Source organism: Tomitella biformata AHU 1821, from assembly GCF_000524475.1.
GTDB lineage: Bacteria > Actinomycetota > Actinomycetes > Mycobacteriales > Mycobacteriaceae > Tomitella > Tomitella biformata.
Genome location: NZ_BAVQ01000003.1, coordinates 223,834 through 237,710, shown reverse-complemented (window position 1 = coordinate 237,710; position 13,877 = coordinate 223,834). Strand labels below are relative to the sequence as shown.

At 69.3% G+C, this 13,877-nt stretch carries 12 protein-coding genes, 1 tRNA gene and 1 pseudogene; 7 read left to right on the top strand and 7 right to left on the bottom strand.

What is annotated here, in order from left to right; all coding sequences use genetic code 11:
• Positions 1-82: 82 nt before the first annotated feature.
• The 3 genes from TBIF_RS02060 to aceE all read right to left on the bottom strand — a co-directional run bounded on the left by TBIF_RS02060 (position 83) and on the right by aceE (position 5,212).
• Positions 83-991 (bottom strand): ACP S-malonyltransferase, encoded by a 909-nt coding sequence (locus tag TBIF_RS02060; protein WP_024793222.1) that lies wholly within the window; start codon positions 989-991, stop codon positions 83-85.
• A 133-nt stretch (positions 992-1,124) separates the two neighbouring features.
• Positions 1,125-2,360, bottom strand: a complete 1,236-nt coding sequence (locus TBIF_RS02055; RefSeq protein ID WP_024793221.1) for a PucR family transcriptional regulator — start codon at positions 2,358-2,360, stop codon at positions 1,125-1,127.
• An 89-nt stretch (positions 2,361-2,449) separates the two neighbouring features.
• Positions 2,450-5,212, bottom strand: coding sequence for a pyruvate dehydrogenase (acetyl-transferring), homodimeric type (aceE, locus tag TBIF_RS02050; protein ID WP_024793220.1), 2,763 nt, complete (start codon positions 5,210-5,212; stop codon positions 2,450-2,452).
• 415 nt (positions 5,213-5,627) lie between these two features.
• On the opposite strand from aceE, the gene TBIF_RS02045 reads away from it, so the two are divergent.
• The 4 genes from TBIF_RS02045 to TBIF_RS02030 all read left to right on the top strand — a co-directional run bounded on the left by TBIF_RS02045 (position 5,628) and on the right by TBIF_RS02030 (position 7,954).
• Positions 5,628-6,062 carry a DUF3052 domain-containing protein gene (locus tag TBIF_RS02045; protein WP_038169403.1) on the top strand — a complete coding sequence of 145 codons (435 nt, stop codon included), beginning with the start codon at positions 5,628-5,630 and terminating at the stop codon, positions 6,060-6,062.
• Positions 6,059-6,523: a peroxiredoxin gene (locus TBIF_RS02040; protein WP_024793218.1), complete on the top strand. Its 465-nt coding sequence runs from the start codon at positions 6,059-6,061 to the stop codon at positions 6,521-6,523. Before TBIF_RS02045 ends, TBIF_RS02040 begins: the two co-directional genes overlap by 4 nt.
• A gap of 32 nt (positions 6,524-6,555) precedes the next feature.
• Positions 6,556-6,627, top strand: a tRNA-Val gene (locus tag TBIF_RS02035).
• 349 nt (positions 6,628-6,976) lie between these two features.
• Positions 6,977-7,954, top strand: a complete 978-nt coding sequence (locus tag TBIF_RS02030) for a cobalamin biosynthesis protein (RefSeq protein ID WP_024793217.1) — start codon at positions 6,977-6,979, stop codon at positions 7,952-7,954.
• On the opposite strand, the gene TBIF_RS22675 is transcribed toward TBIF_RS02030, so the two are convergent.
• The 3 genes and pseudogenes from TBIF_RS22675 to TBIF_RS26665 all read right to left on the bottom strand — a co-directional run.
• The gene (locus tag TBIF_RS22675; protein WP_024793216.1) at positions 7,880-8,839 is read right to left on the bottom strand and encodes an SURF1 family cytochrome oxidase biogenesis protein; all 960 of its coding nucleotides are present in this window, start codon (positions 8,837-8,839) and stop codon (positions 7,880-7,882) included. The two genes, TBIF_RS02030 and TBIF_RS22675, sit on opposite strands and share 75 nt — an antisense overlap.
• Positions 8,840-8,905: 66 nt before the next feature.
• A complete protein-coding gene (locus TBIF_RS26670; protein ID WP_304941165.1) occupies positions 8,906-9,355 on the bottom strand; it encodes a low molecular weight protein-tyrosine-phosphatase in 450 nt (149 codons plus the stop codon).
• Positions 9,356-9,403: 48 nt separating this feature from the next.
• Positions 9,404-10,060, bottom strand: a pseudogene (locus TBIF_RS26665) (HAD hydrolase-like protein); the annotation flags it as partial.
• A gap of 87 nt (positions 10,061-10,147) precedes the next feature.
• On the opposite strand from TBIF_RS26665, the gene TBIF_RS02015 reads away from it, so the two are divergent.
• From TBIF_RS02015 to TBIF_RS02005, 3 genes are all read left to right on the top strand, one after another.
• Positions 10,148-11,293, top strand: coding sequence for a Nif3-like dinuclear metal center hexameric protein (locus tag TBIF_RS02015; protein WP_038169402.1), 1,146 nt, complete (start codon positions 10,148-10,150; stop codon positions 11,291-11,293).
• Between the two features lie 84 nt (positions 11,294-11,377).
• Positions 11,378-12,118 carry a zinc ribbon domain-containing protein gene (locus tag TBIF_RS02010; RefSeq protein ID WP_235174431.1) on the top strand — a complete coding sequence of 247 codons (741 nt, stop codon included), beginning with the start codon at positions 11,378-11,380 and terminating at the stop codon, positions 12,116-12,118.
• Between the two features lie 2 nt (positions 12,119-12,120).
• Positions 12,121-13,212, top strand: coding sequence for a bifunctional RNase H/acid phosphatase (locus tag TBIF_RS02005; RefSeq protein ID WP_024793212.1), 1,092 nt, complete (start codon positions 12,121-12,123; stop codon positions 13,210-13,212).
• 103 nt (positions 13,213-13,315) lie between these two features.
• On the opposite strand, the gene TBIF_RS02000 is transcribed toward TBIF_RS02005, so the two are convergent.
• Positions 13,316-13,843 carry a DUF1697 domain-containing protein gene (locus TBIF_RS02000; RefSeq protein ID WP_024793211.1) on the bottom strand — a complete coding sequence of 176 codons (528 nt, stop codon included), beginning with the start codon at positions 13,841-13,843 and terminating at the stop codon, positions 13,316-13,318.
• Positions 13,844-13,877: the final 34 nt, after the last annotated feature.

The window sequence follows — 13,877 nt, the reverse complement described above, 5'->3', positions numbered from 1 at the left end:
CAGCGTGTGGATTCTCTGGTGTTGCAGGCGGCGGGTCGGTGGAACTAGTGCGCAGACCCGCATGCGCAGAATGTGGGGCTGATCAGCCCAGCCCGGCGATGGCGTCGAGGTCCGCCGGGGTCTTCAGCGCCAGCGTCGGCGTGCCGCGCAGCTCGCGCTTGGCGATCCCGACGAGGGTGCCGGCCGGCGGCAGCTCGACGATGCCAGTGACCTCGGCGGCGCGCAGCGCGGCGGAGCACAGGTCCCATCGCACGGGGTTGGTGACCTGTGTGACCAGGCGGGAGAGGATTTCCGCTCCGCTGGTGACGGTCTGGCCGTCGGCGTTGGACAGCAGGGGGAGGACGGCGTCCTTGGGGGTGATGTCCGCGGCGGCCGCGGCGACCGCGTCCTGGGCGGGTGCCATGAAGTGGGTGTGGAACGCGCCGGCGACGGGCAGCGCGCGGACCCGGGCCTTCTCGGGCGGGTTCTCGGCCAGCTTCGCCAGCGCGACGAGCGTGCCGGCGGCGACGATCTGTCCCTTGGCGTTGCGGTTCGCGGGCTCGAGGTCGAGTTCCGCAAGCCAGGCCAGCACCTCGGCCTCGTCCCCGCCGAGCACGGCGCTCATGCCGGTGGCCTCGAGCGCGCAAGCCCGGGCCATCTCGCGGCCGCGGATCGCGGCAAGGGTGACGGCCTCGTCGGCCGTGATGACCCCGGCGATGGCCGCGGCGGCCAGCTCGCCGACGGAGTGGCCCGCGGTGAGCAGCTGGGCGGGTGCCTGGCCCGCCGACTGGATCTGCGCATAGGCGAGCAGGGCAGCGGCGACAACGAGGGGCTGGGTGATCGCGGTGTCCGTGATCTCCGCGGCGTCGGCGGTGGTGCCGAGCCGTTCAAGGTCGAGCCCCGTGGCCTCGGACCAATGGCCGAGCCGGGCGCTGGCGCCGGGCAACTTGAGCCAAGGCACGAGCATGCCGGGCGTCTGGGACCCCTGTCCTGGGGCGAGCAGTGCGATCACGTACTACAGACAACACTGTCCGAGGGGTGTTCCGGAGTGTCGAGCGAAACGAAGGTTTTGGCCGGGTTTTGTAGGTTCTATACAAATTGCTGGTGAACCTTGCCGTATCGGTAGCGGATGCAGGATCGTTACATCATGTTACTGGAGTGATTTTTGTGACTTCAGTGAACGGAAGTAGCCCGGCATGTACCATCCGGCTCGCCGATAAAGCGACCTTTAGGACGTATGCGTCCCGTGCATCGCTGGGATCTCGGCCAGTCACAGCCGCGATCTTTCGGAGGCGGTACCGGACAGTATTTGGATGGACATACAACTCGCGTGCGCAGCGCTCTATCGAGCTCCCGCAGTCGAGGAAACTATCCAGGGTGTCCGAGAGCGCGCCGCCGCTGGCGACCAGCGGCGCGATCACAACCTCCTCCAACGCTTGGAACGCGGTGCGGTCGCCCAGTAACGCCCGCTCGGGGAGCAATTCAGAGGCGTGGACCGGGCGCGGAGCCCCGCGCCAGGCGACGACCGCCTGGAAACCGCGCAGTGCCTCCTGCGCGCTCTCATGCGCCGCGCCGAGGGTCTGGACCGATCTGCCGATCACCACCGGCCCGTCGGCGAAGGCCTCCAACAACTCCTCGGTGAACTCGCCCGCCGACCCCGGCTCCCCGCTGACCACCTCGCCGCTGACCACCAGCACCAGCCGGGTGCCCTGCACGACGGCCAGCGCGGAGCGGCCATGGCGGCTGGCGACCGCATGCACGTGGCCCACCGCGTAGCCCCGGTCGGACGGCGGCGGGGAGCCGACGATGGCCGTGACCGTGGTGGCCGGCTGCCAGTTCAGCGTGGCGGCCTGGGAGAGCATGGCCGCGCCGGAGTCGCCGCGCACGATCGCATCGACCACCATCGCCTCCAGCCGGGTGTCCCACGCCCCGCGGGCCTCGGCCGCGGAGGCGTACACGGCGGCCGCGGCGAAGCCGAGATCCCGGCCATAGCGCAGCACCGACTCTGTGAGCAGGACCAGTTGAGCCTGGTCGCGCGCCATCAGCGGCAGCCAGGTCTCGAAGAACTCCATCGCCACGCGCACCATGTCGACGGTCTCGCGGAGCTTGACCTTGCGTGTGAGGTCCTGGGGCACCACGCGGAAGGCCTGCACGGTGGAGAGGATGTCGCCGTCGGGGTTCTGCAGCCAGTCCACGAAGTTGGAGACGGCCGTCTGCACCACCATCTGGACATCGGCCCGCTGGGACGCGTCGAGCTCGCGCACAAACGGCAGTTGCTGCTCCATCGAGCGCATGGCCTCGACGGCCAACCGGCGCGAGTTGCGCTTGATTCGTCTGAGGAGCATCTCAGACAGAACCTTCTCGGGCTGGTCATCGGTCATTAGTCGACGCTACCGCGACCTTTGGCCTGGACGGCGCAGGACCCGCAGCCGACGTGTTGGCTGCGGGTCCTGTGGGGTCTTGCGGGGTGTCAGCCCTGCTCGGTGCTGGGGAGCACCTCGGCGATCCGGTAGCGCGTCGCGGCCTGGGCCGGGGCTCCGGCGTCGACCTTCCCCTGCGCGGCCAGGGCTGCCAGCACGGCGACGACGATGGACTCGGCGTCGACGTTGAAGAACCGGCGGGCCGCCTCGCGGGTGTCCGAGAAGCCGAAGCCGTCGGTGCCCAGCGTGGTGTAGTCGCCCGGGATCCACTTGCGGATCTGGTCCGGCACCTGGCGCATCCAGTCGGACACCGCCACGAACGGGCCCTCGGCGCCGGCGAGGGCCTGGCTGAGGTACGGCACGCGGGGGGTGGCGGCCGGGTGGCGCAGGGCCTCGAGCTCACACTCGATGCCGTCGCGGCGCAGCTCGCTCCACGAGGTGACCGACCAGACGTCGGAGACGACGCCCCACTCGTCGGCCAGCAGCTGCTGGGCCTTGAGTGCCCACGGCATGCCGACGCCGGAGGTGAGCAACTGCGCGCGCGGGCCGGAGCCCTCACCGGAGTTGATCTGATAGATGCCCTTGAGCAGGCCCTCGAGGTCGAGATTCGCCGGCTCGGCGGGCTGGATCATGGGCTCGTTGTAGATGGTCAGGTAGTAGTAGATATTCTCGCCGCCGAAGCCCTCCGCCAGCGAGCCGTCCGGGTTGACCGTGCCGCCATACATCCGGCGCAGGCCATCCTTGATGATGTACGCCAGCTCGTATGCGTAGGACGGGTCGTAGGCGACGACGCCCGGGTTGGTCGCCGCGAGGATCAGCGAGTGCCCGTCTGCGTGCTGCAGGCCCTCGCCGGTCAGCGTGGTGCGCCCGGCCGTCGCGCCCAGCACGAACCCGCGCGCCATCTGGTCGGCGGCGGCCCACATGCCGTCGCCGGTGCGCTGGAAGCCGAACATCGAGTAGAAGATGTACAGCGGGATCATCGCCTCGCCGTGGGTGGCGTACGAGGTGCCGACAGCGGTGAACGAGGCGATCGAGCCGGCCTCGTTGATGCCCTCGTGCAGGATGTGCCCGGTCTCGGACTCCTTGTAGGCCAGCATCAGGTCCGCGTCCACGGACGTGTACAGCTGTCCGTTGGGGTTGTAGATCTTCAGTGACGGGAACCAGGAGTCCATGCCAAACGTGCGGGCCTCGTCGGGGATGATCGGCACGATGCGCTTGCCGATCTCCCTATCGCGCAGCAGCTCCTTGAAGATGCGCACGAGTGCCTGCGTGGTGGCGACCTCCTGCTTGCCGGAGCCCTTCAGCACGCCCTGATACGGCTCGATGCCGGGCAGCGTCAGCGGCTTCGCGGCGGTGCGGCGCTCGGGGACGAAACCGCCGAGCGTCTTGCGCCGGGCGAGCATGTACTGCAGCTCGGGCGCGGCCTCGCCGGGGTGGTAGTACGGCGGCAGATACGGGTCGGCCTCGAGCTCGGCGTCCGAGACGGGAATCCGCATCTTGTCGCGGAAGCCCTTCAGGTCGTCGAGGGTCAGCTTCTTCATCTGGTGGGTGGCGTTGCGGCCCTCGAAGTGCGTGATCGTGTAGCCCTTGACGGTCATCGCCAGGATCACCGTCGGCTGGCCCGTGTGCTGCATCGCGGCCTGGTAGGCGGCGTAGAGCTTCACGTAGTCGTGCCCGCCGCGCTTGAGGTTCCAGATCTGCTCGTCGTTGAGGTCCTTGACGAGCTCCTTGGTGCGGGGGTCGCGGCCGAAGAAGTGTTCGCGGATGTACGCGCCGTCCTTCGCGCGGTACGTCTGGTAGTCGCCGTCCGGAGTCGCGTTGAACAGGTTGACCAGGGCGCCGTCCTTGTCGGCCTGGATCAGCGCGTCCCACTCGCGGCCCCAGATGACCTTGATGACGTTCCAGCCCGCGCCGCGGAAGAAGGACTCGAGCTCCTGGATGATCTTGCCGTTGCCGCGCACCGGGCCGTCGAGCCGCTGGAGGTTGCAGTTGATGACGAACGTCAGGTTGTCGAGGCCCTCGATGGCCGCGATGTGCACTAGGCCACGGGATTCGGCCTCGTCCATCTCGCCGTCGCCGAGGAAGCCCCACACATGCTGTTCGGAGGTGTCCTTGATGCCGCGGTTGTGCAGGTAGCGGTTGAAGCGCGCCTGGTAGATGGCGTTCATCGGGCCGATGCCCATCGACACCGTCGGGAACTCCCAAAACTCCGGCATCAGGTGCGGGTGCGGGTAGGACGGCAGCGCGCCCTTCGCCGCGTGGCTCTTCTCCTGGCGGAAGCCGTCCATCTGCTCGGCGGGGATACGGCCCTCGAGGAACGCTCGGGCGTAAATGCCGGGGGAGGCGTGGCCCTGGATGAAGATCTGGTCGCCGCCGCCGGGGTGGTCCTTGCCGCGGAAGAAGTAGTTGAAGCCCACCTCGTAGAGCGCCGCGGACGACGCGTAGGTGGAGATGTGGCCGCCCACCCCGATACCGGGACGCTGCGCGCGGTGCACCATGATCGCGGCGTTCCAGCGGATCCAACGACGGTAGGTGCGCTCCGCGTCCTCGTCGCCGGGGAACCACGGCTCGTTCTCGGTGGGGATGGTGTTCACGAAATCCGTGGAGGTGAGCGCGGGCAACGCCACGTGGTTCTCGCCGGCGCGCTCGAGCATCCGCAGCATCAGGTAGCGGGCGCGGCCGGGGCCGGATCGGGCCAGAAGGTCATCGAGCGACTCAAGCCACTCCGACGTCTCCTCAGGGTCGATATCGGGCAGGTACGACGCGACGCCCTCACGAATCACCCGAACCCGGGTGTCGCCGACGGCAGTCACCCGTGCGGGCGTGCGCGGGTCGGAACCCGCAACCTCATTAGACAAACCATGCTCCTAAACGAAGTGGACGCTCGGTAGGCGTCCGGCTCTGACTCCAGCCCGGGGTATGGGCGGCGTCGTACAACATCAGTGCAGGTCGAATCCGGTACAGGTTGACAGGGCGACCGTGCCCCTCCATCGTGCCTTACCTCACAAGGTACTCGCGAGTAGTTCTCACGTACTGGACTCTGACTGACGAGAATTCGGCGAAAACCTAGTGCCAATCTGCGTCCGATGGCGGAGAATGAGACGGTGATACGTACGCCGAAGGGGGTGTCGTGGTTGCGCTATCGCCGCCGACCATGTTCGCTTTCATTGATCGGTACTATCTAAAACCAGTTCCTGGGGCGGTTTGTCCCTCGAATACCTCGAACGAATGGAGACAACCACCGTGGTCGCCGCGGATGCCCCGAACTACGCGCAGATACTCGGGATTGAGCCCGGGATGGTGGTGCAGGAATTGGGCTGGGACGAGGACACAGACGACAGCCTGCGCGAGGCTGTCGAGATCATCATTGGTGGTGAGATGGAGGACGAAGGCACCGACGAGGTAGTCGACGTCGTGCTGCTGTGGTGGCGCGATGGCGACGGCGACTTGGTCGACGAGCTGATGGACGCCATCACCCCGCTCGGCGACGAGGGCTTCGTCTGGGTGCTTTCCCCCAAGACCGGTCTGTCCGGGCACGTCGTGCCCAGCGAGATCGCGGAGTCGGCGCCTACCGCAGGGCTGAACCAGACCTCCGCCGCGAACCTTGGCGATTGGTCGGGCAGCCGGCTGGTCCAGCCGAAGAGCCGCGCGCCTCGCCGATGACGTTGAGCGTGGGCGAGCAGGCGCCGGACTTCACCCTGAAGGACCAGAACAACCAAGAAGTGACGCTCTCGTCCTTCCGAGGCGTCAAGAATGTCCTGATCGTCTTCTACCCGCTCGCATTCACGGGCGTGTGCCAGGGCGAGCTGTGCCGGGTGCGGGACAACCTCCCCACCTTCCAGAACGACGACGCGGAGATCCTCGCGATCTCTGTCGGCCCGTCGCCCACCCACAAGGTGTGGGCGTCTGAGCAGGGGTACACATTCCCGCTGCTCTCGGACTTCTGGCCACACGGCGAGGTCGCCCAGGCTTACGGGGTGTTCAACGAGGACGCCGGCATCGCCAACCGCGGCACCTTCGTTGTGGACAAGACCGGCATCGTGCGATTCGCCGAGATGAACGGTCCGGGCGAGCCCCGTGACCAGGCAGCTTGGGAGAATGCGCTTGCCGCGCTAGATTGCTGAAGGGATGCGCCGGAGGTTCTCCGGCGCATCACGGGCGTGTAGCTCAGCGGTAGAGCTCCTGTTTTACACACAGGCGGTCGTAGGTTCGATCCCTATCGCGCCCACTCGATAGAAAAGCCCCTCACCAGCGGGAACAAGGTGAGGGGCTTTGTCGTGTCGTCCGACAGGCGGTTCCAGCTGGCCCGTTGTGGCCGCAATGTGGTCGCAGCCCGCGGCTACTCCCCCTCGCAGCGGCCCGTCCCGCGGTGAGTGTGTAGAGGAACGTGCAAGTTTTCGCAGAATCCTGCACGGTTCTATACACGCTCGCGAATCCTAGGGTCGGATCCCCAGCTCATGCTGGATTCGGCAACTGCCACAGAGGGGTTCGTGAGGAATTGGACGGTTCGCGGCGAGGCCTGGGCGGCCACACCCCGCGATGAGCGCCGGCGAGGGCCATGGGGAACACTTCACGACGTGATCAGCACTAGGGCTCTTGGCCTCCTCGTCGGGTTCGCGGCCGATCGGCTGTGGGCCGATCCGCAGCGGTTGCACCCGGTTGCTGGGTTCGGCACCGCGGCGGCGGCGCTGGAGCGCAGCACCTACCGGGACACCCGCGCGGCCGGCGTGCTGCATGTGGGGCTGCTCGTCGGGGGTGCGGTGGGCACGGGGTGGCTGGCACACCGGGCGGCGGGGCGCAGCCCCACAGCGGATGCCCTCGCAGTCTCAGCGTCGACGTGGGCGGTGTGCGGCGGCACGAGCCTGGCGCGGGTGGGCGGGCAGATGGCCGACCGCCTCGATGCCGGCGACCTCGAGGCGGCCCGCGCGCTGCTGCCATCGCTGTGCGGGCGCGACGCCTCGGTCCTGGACTCGGATGGCCTGGCCCGCGCTGCGCTCGAGTCGATCGCCGAGAACACCGCCGACGCCACGGTCGCCGCGCTGTTCTGGGGCGGGCTGGCGGGCGCGCCGGGCCTGCTGGGCTATCGCGCGGTGAACACCTTGGACGCGATGGTGGGGCACCGCTCGCCGCGCTATGCGAACTTCGGCTGGGCGGCCGCACGGCTGGACGACGTGGCGAATTATCTGCCCGCGCGGGCGACGGCGGCGCTGACCGTCGTGCTCGCCCCGCTGGTGGGCGGCCGGCCGGCGGACGCCAGGCGGGCGTGGCGGCGGGACGCGGCCGCGCACCCGAGCCCCAATGCGGGGCCGGTGGAGGCGTCGATGGCGGGCGCGCTCGGCGTGATGCTGGGCGGGCGCACCGAGTACATGTACGGAGTCCAGGAGCGGCCGCGCCTGGGGGACGGGCCGGCGCCGACGGCCACAGACCTGCGCCGGGCCGTGCGGATGTCGGTGGCGGTGCAGACGGCGTCGGCGGTCGGCTCAGCGTTTCTTGCTGTAGCGCTCCGCCAGGGTGGCCTGCTGCTCAGGCGGCAGCTTGGCCTTCTGCGGCGCTAGCGGGACATAGCGCTCTGTCTTGCGCTTGCGACGGCCGAGCAGCACATGGTCGAGATCGTCGGCGCGCTCACCAGAATCCCCGGGACCGTCGGCGTCGTCCGAGCCTTCGCCATCCGCAGTGCCCTCGAGCTCCTCTTCCTCCTCCGCGCGACGGCGTCGTTCCTTGATCTCCGCCCACGCGAAGTAGCCGGCGGCGAGCGGAACCATGACTCCGAACGCGATCCACTGCAGCCCATACGAGAGGTACGGTCCGGCGTCGAGCTGCGGCAGCGCGATCACGCCGAGCCCGCCCGGCGCGCCGTCGTTGAGCTGGAGGTAGTTGCCCAGCAGAGGCACGTCGAGGAGCTCGGAGAGCCCGGCCGTGTGGATGGAGTAGACCTGCGTCCACCCGCCCTCGACGATCGGCCCGCGGGTGCCCCAGGGGCTCTCAGAGGTGCGGACGCGGCCGTCGAGGGTGACCGTGCCCGTCGGCGGCGCGGGGATCGCCGGCGGCTTCATGTGCTCGTCGGGCCACACGTAGCCGCGGTCGACGAGGATGATGCGGCCGTCGTCGAGCTGGAACGGCGCGAGCACCTCGAACGCGGGGTCCGCGTCCACCGAGCGGAGTCGGGCTAGGACTTGCTTGTCGGCGAGGTAGACGCCGGTCGCGGCGACCTGGCGCCACTCGTCCTCCGGACCGAGCGTCGTCTGCTCGCCGAACAACTCGCCCACCGGCTTCGGCTCGGCCTGCATCGACTCTGCGATCAGCCCGTTGCGGTACGAGTTCTCGTCATTCTTGTTCAGCTGCCACGGCGCCAGCACCGTGAAGCACAGGTAGATGAACACTCCGCACAACGCAATCAAGATCAGCCAGCCCGGCCGCAGGAGGAAACTCAGTCTTCGCACAGGAACAACCGTAAGGCATGCGCGCATGAGTGCAGGTCACGGGCCATGTGACCGACGTTGCACCGGTCAGAGTTCGGCACGGATCCACTCCAGCAGACCGGGCATGGCGGCCTCGATCTCGGCGCGGGTGCGGGCGAACTCGGCGGGGCCGCCGTAGTACGGATCGTCCACATCGATGTGGTCGGCGCGGTCGTCGAAGCTGCGCAGCAGGCGCACGCGCTCCGGGGCGGCGCCGGCGTCGAGGACCAGGCGGCGGTGCCCGGAGTCCAGCGCGATCACCAGGTCCGCGGCTAGATGGTCCGGGGACATCTGCGCCGCGGCGTGGCCGGTGGGGTAGTCGCCCGCCCGCAGCGCGTCGTTGGTGCGCGGGTCCGCCTCCTTGCCGACGTGCCAGTCCGTGGTGCCGGCGCTGCTCACGCGCACGCGCTCCGACAGGCCCGCCCGGCGGACCTCCTCGGCCAGGATCTTCTCGGCCATCGGGGAACGGCAGATGTTGCCGGTGCAGATGAAAGTCACGTGCAGGTCGGCGCCGCTGACGTCGGCCGCGGTGGAGGCTGGCGGGTTCGCGCGGGCCAGGATGACCTCGCCCAGCGCGGCGGGGGAGTCGACCACCCACGCGGCGCCCTGGGACTCGCCGGCTGCGCCGTAGCCCCACGACACGAACGCGGTGGGCACGCCGTGGTCCTTGCCGCCCGACACGTCGTGCTCACGGTCGCCCGCGAGCAGCAGCACGTCGGCGGGGTCCGCGTCGAGCTTGGCCAGGGCCCGTGCGATGACGTCGGACTTGGCGCGGCGGGCCCCGTCGTCGCTGGCGCCGGCGATGAACTCGAAGTGGTGGGCCAGCCCGAAGTGCTCCAGGATCCGCACCGCGCGGAGCTCGTTCTTGGAGGTGGTCACGGCGAGGCGCAGGCCTTGGCCGGCCAGCGCGTCGAGCATCTCCGCGACGCCCGGGTATACGGAGTTCTCGGCCCAACCGGTCGCGTCGTAGTACTCGCTGTAGTGGGCCAGCCCGTCCTCGATCTGGACCGCGTCCAGGCCCTGGCGCGCGAAGGAGTCGACCATCGGGGGGCCGACCAGTAGTGACGTGAGATCGCCGTCGGGCAGGGGCGCGCCGACGGCGGCGAGCGCGTGCTGGAAACCGGCCACGACGCCGGCGGCCGAGTCGGTGAGGGTGCCGTCGAGGTCGAACAGCACGATGGGCGTGGCCACAGAAGCAGTCATGCGGTCCATTGTCCCAGTTCTTCCGGGCGCGGCCGCACAGTGTCGGGGTGATGCGATAGCTTGCCGGAGACACGAGGAGGTCCGAAGATGACTGGTCCCGAGATTTCAGCGCCGGTGACGCTGGCCGAGATAATCGCTGTGCTGGACGCTGCGTATCCGCCCGCGCTGGCCGAGAGCTGGGATTCGGTGGGCCTGGTCTGCGGAGACCCGGGGGAGACGGTCAGCTCGGTGCTCATCGGGGTGGACCCGACGGCCGGGGTGGTGGACGAGGCGATCGGGGCGGGGGCCCAATTGCTGATCGCGCACCATCCGCTGCTGCTGCGCGGGGTCGACACCGTCGGCGCGCACACCCCCAAGGGCGCGTTGGTCCACAAGCTGATCCGGGCCCAGTGCGCGCTGTTCACCGCGCATACCAACGCCGACTCGGCGGACCCCGGGGTCTCCGACGCACTGGCCGGTGCCCTGGGCTTGACCGCGCTGCGGCCCATCGCGCCGAAACCCCAAGCTCCGGTGGACAAATGGGCCGTGCTGGTGCCAACGGCGAGCGCCGACGCGGTGCGCCAGGCGATGTTCGCGGCGGGCGCGGGGCAGATCGAGACATATGACCAGTGCAGCTGGAGCGTGCCGGGGACCGGTCAGTTCCGGCCGCTCGACGGCGCGAACCCGGCCCTGGGGCAGGTGGGCGAGCTGGAGACGGTGGCGGAGGAGCGGATCGAGCTCCTCGCGCCCCGCGGGCTCCGGGAGCAGGTCCTCGCGGCCCTGCGCGCCGCGCACCCCTACGAGGTGCCGGCGTTCGACGCGCTCGAGGTCGCGGAGCTGGCCTCGGCGCTGGGACTGGGCCGGGTGGGCGAGCTGCCGGCGCCGATGACCCTCGCCGAGTTCACTGCGCACGTGGGCCGGGCGCTGCCCGCGACGGAGTGGGGAGTGCGGGCAGCCGGCGACCCCGACCGCGTCATCCGCACGGTGGCGGTGTGCGGCGGCTCCGGCGACTCCTACCTCGGCGCGGTGACCAGGCTCGGGGTGGACGCCTACGTCACCGCAGACCTGCGCCACCACCCGGCGGACGAGCATCTGCGGGCGGGCGGGCCGGCACTGGTGGACGTGGCGCACTGGGCGAGCGAGCAGCCGTGGTGCGCGCAGGCACGGGACATCCTGCGCGCGGCGTTTGGCGACCGCATCACAGTGGCGGTGGCCCAAACCAGGACAGACCCCTGGACGGTGGCGCACCACTGAGATTGCCGCTGCGGACTGGTACTGGGACAGGTTCCGGGCAGGGTACGGTTGAACCCAACTCAAAAGCAGCCAGGAGACACCCGCGTGAAAGCTGAATCCGTAGTGCAGAGTCGGCTACTCGACCTCGCAAATGTCGATGCCGAGCTCAACCGCATCAAGCATCGTCGCAAGACCCTCCCGGAGATGCTGGAGGTGGAGAGGCTCGAGGCTGATCGCATCGCCAGCCGTGACTCCGCAGTGCTGATCGAGATCAACCTCGAGGACCTGGCGCGCGATATCCGCAAGCTCGAGGGCGAGGTTGAGGCCGTAGCCCTGCGCGAGAAGCGAAATAACGACCGGATGCAGGCCGGGGGGATCCCGTCCAAGCAGCTCAGCGAGCTTGAGCACGAGGTCACGAGTCTGCTGCGCCGCCGCGGCAACCTCGAGGACGAGCTGCTGGAGGTCATGGAGCGTCGCGAGGCCGTGGTCGCCGACCACGAGCACGCCGGCGCGCAGGTGGACGCCATCGACGAGAATTTGATCGACGCCCGCCGCCACCGCGACGACGCCGTCGCGGATCTTGACACCGCCGAGGAGCGTTGCAAGGCACAGCGCGTCGGTCTGCTCGGGGACCTGCCCGAGGACCTGCTCGCGCTGTACGAGAAGGAGCGCGCGCGCACCGGCATCGGTGCGGCGCTGCTGCAGGCTCGACGTTGCGGTGCCTGCCGGATCGAGCTGGACCGTGCCGAGATGGAGCGGATCGCGCTCGCGAAGCCGGACGAGGTCATCCGCTGCGAGCAGTGCGGCGCGGTGCTGGTCCGGACCAAAGAGTCGGGACTGAAGTAGCCATGCTGGTCACCATCGAGGCGGACGGCGGCTCCCGCGGCAATCCCGGGATAGCCGGGTACGGCGCGGTGGTGCTCGGCGAGAGCGGGGACGTCCTCGCCGAGCGGGCATCAGGCATCGGGCGCGCCACCAACAACGTGGCCGAGTACCGGGGGCTGATCGCCGGGCTGCAGGCGGCCGCCGAGTTGGGCGCGACGCAGGTGCGGGCACGGCTGGACTCCAAGCTGGTGGTGGAGCAGATGTCCGGGCGCTGGAAGGTCAAGCACCCGGACATGATCCCGCTCGCCGCGCAGGCCCGGGCCCTGGCCGCGAAGTTCGATTCCGTGAGCTTCACGTGGATCCCGCGTGCGGAGAACGGCCACGCCGACCGCCTCGCGAACGCGGCGATGGACGGCACCTGGGACCAAGGCGCAGCTGCACCCGCCACGCGTGAACCTGCCAAGGCCGCGGACTCGAGCCCCGGCTGGACCGGCGCGGTCGGGCAGCCGACACGCTTTCTGCTGCTGCGCCACGGCCAGACCCCCCTCTCGGTGGATCGGCGCTACTCGGGTCGGGGCAATCCGGAGCTGACCGAGCTGGGCCGCGCGCAGGCCGCGGGCGCGGCGGAGCGGCTGGCGGCGCAGGGCGGCATCGACGTGGTCGTGTCCTCGCCGCTTGCGCGGGCCCGCGCCACCGCGGAGGCCGCCGCACAGGCGCTGGGCCTGAGCGTGCAGATCGACCACGACCTCATCGAGACCGATTTCGGCGCATGGGAGGGCCTGACCTTTCGCGAGGCCATGGCAGCCGATCCCGAGCTGCACCGCACCTGGCTTGGCGACCCGAGCACGCCCCCGCCCGGCGGCGAGAGCTTCGCGGCGGTGCAGCAGCGGGTGACGCGGGCCCGCAAAAAGCTATGCGCGGAGCACCCCGGCCAGACGGTGCTGCTGGTCTCGCACGTCACGCCGATCAAGATGGTGCTGCGCGAGGCACTGGACGCGGGTCCGGCGCTGCTCTACAAGCTGCACCTGGACCTGGCCTCGCTGAGCGTCGCCGAGTTTTACGCTGATGGCGGCACCTCGGTGCGATTGGTCAACGACACCTCGCACCTGCGGTAGCGGCCGGTTGCTCCAGGGTCGCCGAACCTGTTGTGCATCTGTGCAGGAGAAACGCGGGCACGGGCTGCGTAGCTGCACAACAGATGACAGCCCCACGAGGGTCTCAGGCGAGGAGCTTGTGGAGTGTGCGCAGATTCCGTGTGGTGGTGGAGGATTTGAAGCGCGCGCGGGCGGTGGCTTTGCCGAAGGCGGATCTGACCGTCTGCCCCCGCTGAACCTCCCAGTAGATCACCCCATGGCCCGCCGCGATCCGCTCGACAGCCGGGTCCATGGTGTCGGAGAGCGCTGCCAGCTCGGCCAATACTGGGGGCTTCGAGCTGAACAGCACATATGGCTGGCGGTCCGGCGGGTCGGGATCGAAGGGATAGCCGGCCACGACCTCACGTAGCGCGTCGGCGTCGGTGAGGACAATCCACGCGTCATAGCCGAACCTGGCGCGCAGCATCGCCTCGAACTCGGCTTTCAATGCGCCCACGTCGGTGCGGTCGCTGGTGAACAGCACGTTGCCGGACGCCAGCACGCTGCGGACGTGGCCGTGGCCCAACGCCTCCACCGCGGCGCGCAGCGGCGCCATCGTGATGTTGATCCCGCCCACGTTCACCCCGCGCAGCAGCGCGATGTATCTGGCCATCGGCCCAGAATATGCCGTCGTGCATGGAACCCGT

Coding starts and splice junctions, on each gene's coding strand:
- TBIF_RS02055 (WP_024793221.1), bottom strand. CDS start 2,360: ATGACCGATGACCAGCCCGAGAAGGTTCTGTCTGAGATGCTCCTCAGA.
- TBIF_RS02045 (WP_038169403.1), top strand. CDS start 5,628: ATGGAGACAACCACCGTGGTCGCCGCGGATGCCCCGAACTACGCGCAG.
- TBIF_RS02040 (WP_024793218.1), top strand. CDS start 6,059: ATGACGTTGAGCGTGGGCGAGCAGGCGCCGGACTTCACCCTGAAGGAC.
- TBIF_RS02015 (WP_038169402.1), top strand. CDS start 10,148: ATGACTGGTCCCGAGATTTCAGCGCCGGTGACGCTGGCCGAGATAATC.
- TBIF_RS02005 (WP_024793212.1), top strand. CDS start 12,121: ATGCTGGTCACCATCGAGGCGGACGGCGGCTCCCGCGGCAATCCCGGG.
- TBIF_RS02000 (WP_024793211.1), bottom strand. CDS start 13,843: ATGGCCAGATACATCGCGCTGCTGCGCGGGGTGAACGTGGGCGGGATC.